6 protein-coding genes are annotated in these 6,000 nt (G+C 66.9%); 3 read left to right on the top strand and 3 right to left on the bottom strand.

The annotated features are described in order from the left end of the window. Positions 1–254: 254 nt before the first annotated feature. Entirely contained in the window at positions 255–620 is a 366-nt protein-coding gene (locus HQN59_RS24335) for a DUF1428 domain-containing protein (RefSeq protein WP_176071737.1), read from the top strand. Between the two features lie 56 nt (positions 621–676). Here HQN59_RS24335 and HQN59_RS24330 read toward each other — a convergent pair whose 3' ends face one another. After that, positions 677–1,318 carry a Crp/Fnr family transcriptional regulator gene (locus tag HQN59_RS24330; RefSeq protein WP_176071736.1) on the bottom strand — a complete coding sequence of 214 codons (642 nt, stop codon included), beginning with the start codon at positions 1,316–1,318 and terminating at the stop codon, positions 677–679. Between the two features lie 399 nt (positions 1,319–1,717). Beyond that, positions 1,718–2,956 carry a DUF7453 family protein gene (locus HQN59_RS24325; protein WP_176071735.1) on the bottom strand — a complete coding sequence of 413 codons (1,239 nt, stop codon included), beginning with the start codon at positions 2,954–2,956 and terminating at the stop codon, positions 1,718–1,720. 896 nt (positions 2,957–3,852) lie between these two features. On the opposite strand from HQN59_RS24325, the gene HQN59_RS26650 reads away from it, so the two are divergent. Then, the gene (locus HQN59_RS26650; protein WP_259372779.1) at positions 3,853–3,981 is read left to right on the top strand and encodes a hypothetical protein; all 129 of its coding nucleotides are present in this window, start codon (positions 3,853–3,855) and stop codon (positions 3,979–3,981) included. A 197-nt stretch (positions 3,982–4,178) separates the two neighbouring features. Here HQN59_RS26650 and HQN59_RS24320 read toward each other — a convergent pair whose 3' ends face one another. Further along, complete coding sequence (locus HQN59_RS24320; RefSeq protein WP_176071734.1) at positions 4,179–4,925, bottom strand: TSUP family transporter; 747 nt, start codon at positions 4,923–4,925, stop codon at positions 4,179–4,181. A gap of 81 nt (positions 4,926–5,006) precedes the next feature. On the opposite strand from HQN59_RS24320, the gene HQN59_RS24315 reads away from it, so the two are divergent. Beyond that, positions 5,007–5,915: a LysR family transcriptional regulator gene (locus tag HQN59_RS24315; protein ID WP_176071733.1), complete on the top strand. Its 909-nt coding sequence runs from the start codon at positions 5,007–5,009 to the stop codon at positions 5,913–5,915. The last annotated feature ends 85 nt before the right edge of the window (positions 5,916–6,000 follow it).

Here is a 6,000-nt window from a genome sequence, read left to right as displayed (position 1 = left end):
CGCCGAGCAGCACCGCCGGCATGCCGGCGGTGCTGCTCACCAGTCCACGGCAACCAACGAGATCACGTAACCTTCAACCCGGACTCCTTCCGAAACACTGGTACGCCGGAAGGGGGCAGGTCAAGTGGGTCAGGCGCTGCCCGAATCCCATGCCGGTGGCGTCAGAAATCGAAATTCGGCCGATCTAGGTTGTCGCGCGGGGCGACAGCAGCAGAGACCTTTTTATACATTGATCAACGCGAAGGAGCCTGACCATGTCCTACATCGATGGATTCGTCCTTGCCGTTCCGACCGCGAACAAGCAGAAGTTCACGGAACACGCCAGTACGTCGGCCGCCGTCCTGCTCGAATGCGGCGCCAGTCGTGTTTTCGAGTGCTGGGGAGATGAGGTGCCTGAGGGCAAACAGACCGACTTCCAGCGCGCCGTCCAAGCCAAAGACGACGAAACCGTTGTGTTCTCGTGGGTCGAGTGGCCGGACAAGGTCACCCGTGATGCCGGCATGCAGAAGATGATGAAGGACCCGCGCATGGACCCGAAATGGAACCCTATGCCGTTCGACGGCATGCGAATGATCTTCGGTGGCTTCGTGCCGGTTGTTGAGCGCGGCCCAGCGCGCTGAGGGGTAACAGGATCTGCTGCAGGCAAAGCGATTGCAGCGAGCAAGGCGGCACCAAACTACTGCTGGATAACGAGCCAGCCGTTCGCTTGGATCCGAACAGTGCCACGAGCTTCCAACTCCTTCATGACACGGCTGATCATCTCCCGTGAGGCACCGACCGTCTGGGCCAGTCGCGTGCGCGACACCGGTTCCCTGATGACGCGTTCCGTGCCGACGCTCTCGGACATGCTCAAGAGGGTCTCAGCCACTCGACCCTGAACGTCCAATAGGGCAAGCGACTGGATTTGCTGGTTGGCGGACCGCAGGCGCTGAACCAAGCCACGCATGAGACCGTACGCCAAGCTGGAAGGCTCGGGCATCAAGCGACTGAACTCTGCACGCCCAAGGACCAGAACGTCCGTTTGCGCCTCAGCGCGCACGCTTGCGGAGTGCGAACCTTCGTCGATGAGGCTCATCTCGCCGACGTAGTCGCCTGCTCTCAGTCGCGCCAGATGGACTTCGCGGCCCCGGCGATCGACCTGCAGGACACGAGCGCGCCCGTTGAGGAGCACGAACAACGCTTCGGACCTGGCGCCGTGCTCCACCAAGAACTCACCCCGGCGATAGCGTCGCCTGAGAGAGCGGTCGCAGATGCTCTGCGCCTCATCAGGGGTCAAGGCAGCAAAGACCGGCAACCGCCTTAGCGTTTCGATCGTCAACCGCCCGTCCGAGACATTCCCCTTCACGTCGCACCCAGCCCACCGTCACGCCAAGACCGAGCAGTTTGGGCGGGTCGCTCGAGCTCAGGGGCGCCGCAGGTCGACCGAGGCGACCCGACGTGACATCCACACGAAAGCGCGTGATCCAATGCACAAGGCGCCGTGCAGCAGCGCGCCGAGGCAGGCTTGTGGATCGATCCACCCTACCGAGGGCGCCCGCGGGTGCCTGACGAGGGCCTAGCGGCGATGAGAGGCTCGACCCGAAGCCCCGCAGCCCCGCGCCACTTCCTGCGGCCCGGCGAACCCACGGCCCCCCGCTGACCGGCGTGCGGAGGGAGCGAACGCGCGGGTCGGCGGACTTGTGAGTCGACCAATCGGCCCGCCGCACTCACGGGCGCGTCATGAAGCCGTCGCCTGCGGACTTGCTCTACGCGCCAGCCAAGCCAGCATTCCCAACCCGATGCCGAGCAATGGCAGCGTTCCCGAGACCGGCAGCGCCTGCGCAACCACCGGATCCGCCCGTCCGATTCCCCGCGTCCCGTTCGCCAGCTCGAAGTAGAACGCCAGCTGCCCCGCATCGTTCAGCGCATCGGTGAACACGTCGACGAACGCGACCGAGCCGCCGAATAACGCGTCGCCCGTCTGCAGCACCTTGTCGAGCAGCGGGTCCGGCCCCGTGAAGATGCCGTCGACGCCGGAGTCGAGCGTCGCGAAGAACGCCACCTCGCCCGCCGCGTTGATCGAGTAGAAGCTGCCGAAGTTGAGATACGGGCCGAACGTGTCGGCCACCGTCCTGATCGGGTTCGGCACCGTGCCGTCGCCGATGAAGAGGCCCTGCCCGCCCGCATCGAGAAGGGCATCGAACAGCACGGTTCCGACATTGTTGATCGCCGGCGACGGGCCCACGGTCCTCAGCGGGCCGGTGTCGTCGGCGATGGTCGTCGTCACGTTCGGCGTGCTGCCGTTGCCTTTGACGATGCTGATCGTGCGGTCGTTGAGATCCGCACGGAATGCCACGCTGCCTTGCGCGTTGATGTCCGTCGATTCGCCGAACCCGAAGAAGCGGCCGCTGCTGTCGGCGACCGTGGTGGTGGCGTTCGGCACCGTACCGTCGCTGGTGAAGATGCCCGACGACCCGCCGGCGAGGTTGCCGAGGAACGCGACCGTGCCCGCATCGTTGATCGACGGCGTGACCGACACGCGGTTGAAGCCGCCCGTGGTGTCGGCGATGGTTCGCGTCGCGTTCGGCACCGCGCCGGTGCCGGTGAAGATGCCCTGCGCGCCCGAGTCGAGCACCGCGCGGAACGCCACCGTGCCCTGCGCGTTGATCGATGGCGCCGAGAAGCGTTGGAACGCGCCGCTGTTGTCGGCGATCGTCGTCGTGACGTTCGGCACCGCGCCCGTGCCGGTGAAGATGCCTTCGCTGCCGTTGTCGAGCCGGGCCGAGAACGCGACGGTGCCGCCGGCGTTGATTGATGGCGGCTCGTAGCCGGCGAAGCTGAAAAGGCCGGTGCTGTCGGCGATCAGCGTGAACGTGTAGGCCCCGTCGGCGTGCGACACCGCGCCCAGCCCCAGCACCAGTGCGGCGCCGCAAAGCCCCGCACGCCGTGTCATCCAACCCTGTGCTCGCATGGCCATCTCCCGCTTTGGAAAGGTTCCCGGGCTGTGCAGGGTCCAGGTCCTGCCGCATCGGGTGGCGCGTGCCGAGTATCGACAGGCCGGGTCACCGCGGTATCGCCTGGTGGGGGGAGAACCGTTCGCGGCCGGGCGCTGCGCGGTCGCAAGCAGGAGCTCCGCGTCTCGGCTCGCGACTTCAGCGCCGCGCACGCACACGCAGGCGTGCCTAGCCTGCGTTCAGCAGCCCGAATCGTTGCTGCGCGCGCTTCGGACCCGCCGGCCTGCGGCTGCCCGCCAAGCCCGAAGAACACCGGCGCGATCGTCCGCCGCAGCCACTAGTTGCCGGGGTCGGCGTTGCAGCGCTCGTGCCAGTGCTGTTTCACCTCGTAGCGCGGCAGCTTCGGCGGCGGCGGCGCGAGCACCTGGATGCGCTCCTGCGACAGGTCTCGCTTGCGCCGCTCCTAGCAGCACCACACGTAGCGGCTCAGCGAGGACGCCTGTCCGGCAGCGCCCGCAGCCCTTGAGCGAGCCCGGCGGTCGATCCCCGTCAACCGCGACGTGCGGGCGAGCAAGACGAACGAGACCTTCGGATCGGTCTTCGTCGTGGTTCAGCTCGATCGTCAGGGGCCTGTGGTGAATGGCGCGGAGGCGAACGCAAGCGTTCTTCAGCGCCTTGACGACGACCTGCAGAGCGCATGCCCTGAGGCATTCGGCAAGAGGTCGCTTGAGCGACAGCTATTCGTAAGAGCCGACGTTCGGGCGGCGAACGTGATCGTCCTTGGTCAGTCTAGAGCGGTGTTGCCGTGGAACGAGGGCCTAGAACCGCCTGCCACGCGCCCATCGCGAGGTCTCCGGGGGCCGCTGGCCTCCCCCATCGGCACGATGCGATGTCACCGCGGCAGAGCCAGACTGCCGCCATGGCCTTGCTCGAACCCTTCGACATACACCATGAAACCGGGGATGCGCCCTCGTGGAGAAGCCTGCTCGTCGCACTCGTGCTCGTGGCTGCCGCCGCCAGTGCGGCCATCCTGACCCAAGCGGGGTGAACGAGCTCCTGAGATGCACACCCACAAAATATCGGGCGCGAGAGACGGTTGGCGCAGGCTAAGGGCAAACCACCCCTGTACCGCAGCGGGTTGGTTTCTGGTGCTGGTCGCGGAGCTCTTGCGAGTCATAGATGCCGCAGGGTGACTTGCCTATGTTGATGAATCCAGCGGATGACCCCTTCCGCTGGTCCTTCGCTTCAGGTAACCGCCTCATAGCTCCCGTGCGACAGATTCGCTAAACCGAGCACGATGAAAACATGGAAGAGCCCGCGCTGGAACGTGGCGGCGCCCATCCGGCCACGCACATGGGCCCCCACCCACATTCCCGCGAGCGCGGCGAGCAGGGCCACTGCTGCTTCAGCCCCTGGCATGAGCGTTTGCCTGTCGGCATGCAGCCTGACGGCGAGCGCGAGTGTGGCGAGGGTGAACGAGAGCCCGAGCGCTTGCACCATCTCGTCCTTGCCGAGCCGAAGCGACTGCAGGTAGGGAACGAGCGGCATGACGAACACGGCCGTGATCGCCGACACGGCGCCGGTTGCGAGGCCGGCTGCCGCGCCGAATACGAGCGTGCGCCCGGAAAGGTCGGGCAGGCGCGGCCGCCACAGGCCCCACGCACCATAGACGACGAGAACCAAGCCGAGCACAGCATGCGGCCCCGTGCCAGTGCCGAACACGAGCACGGTCGGCATCCAGATCGTTGCCCCGGCGAGTGCGCACCACGCGGGCCATAGTTGGCGCGCCAGGGGAAGCAGCCCGGGCCCGAGGCATTGCGACAGGTTGGTCGCCAGCGATGGCAGTACCAGCAGCGAGGCCGCCGCGGCGGGCGGCATCCACAGCCCCAGCAGGCTGACCGCCACGGTCGGCAACCCCATGCCGGTCATGCCCTTGACCCCGCCGGCGAAAACGAAGACGAGGGCGATCAGCGCGGTCGAGGTGATGTTCATACGGGGATGCTGAAGCGGCGCACAACGAGCGTCCATCTCTAACCGCAGCACCTATCCTTCGCGGATGCCGAAGGAACCCGCATGAGCGACCATCCCCGTGCCGCCGCATACCGCGTCTTACCATTCGACCTGCGGCTGTTCGCCGCAGTTGTCGAACACGGCAGCATCACGGGCGCCGCCTCCGTCATGAGCCTGTCGCTGGCTGCAGCGAGTGCGCGCCTAAAGGCGCTCGAGGCGAGCGTTGCCGTGCGCCTGCTCGATCGATCGAAGGCCGGCGCGGCGCCGACGCCTGCCGGGCGCGCCTTTGCCCGCCACGCAGAGCGCGTGCTCGCCGAGCTCGAGTCCCTGCACTCGGCGATGGCCAGGTTCGGGCGCGGGCTCCGAGGAACTATTCGCCTGCTCTGCAACACCGCCGCCATGGCCGATCCTTTGCCGCCGCGGCTCGGCCGCTTCCTGGTCGATCACCCGGATTTCGACGTCGCTTTGCAGGAGGCGTCGAGCGACGCCGTGCTCGATGCGCTGCGAAGCGGGCGAGCCGAACTGGGGATCGTCGCCGACTACGTCGACCCGGAGGGCCTGGTGTCGATCCCTTGGCTGCCCGATCGGCTTGTCGCAGTGGTGCCCGCGAAACATGCGGTGGCACATCGACGCACTGTGAGCTACACCGAGCTGCTCGCGCATCCGATGGTCGGGCTCTCGCCTGAAAGCGGGCTTAGCCGCTTCTTGACACGCGAGGCACAGCGCGGTGGTCGCACCGCGCAGCATCGCGTGCGCGTGAGCGGGTTCGACGCCGCAGCCCAACTTGTCGCCGCCAGCGTCGGCGTGGGGGTCATGCCGGAACGCGCCGCCGAGCGTTCGAGTGGGCAAGCGGTGCGAGTCGTTCCCCTAAGCGACCCGTGGGCTGAGCGGCAGCTTCTGATATGCCTCAACGAAGAGGCGCGTCGCTTTCCAGGTGTTCAGGCGCTCATCGAGTCGCTCTGCAGCGCGTGAGCGTAAAGAGCCGTCGGGAGCGCGGCCGCGGCGGCACTGACCGCGCACTGCCACCACTTCGATTCTTGCTCTTGGCTCACGGGCG

It is taken from the genome of Rhizobacter koreensis, assembly GCF_013366375.1.
In the GTDB taxonomy this organism is placed as follows: Bacteria; Pseudomonadota; Gammaproteobacteria; order Burkholderiales; family Burkholderiaceae_C; genus Schlegelella_A; species Schlegelella_A koreensis.
The sequence above is the reverse complement of the archived record's forward strand: the minus strand, read 5'-3'. Positions and strand labels throughout refer to the sequence as shown.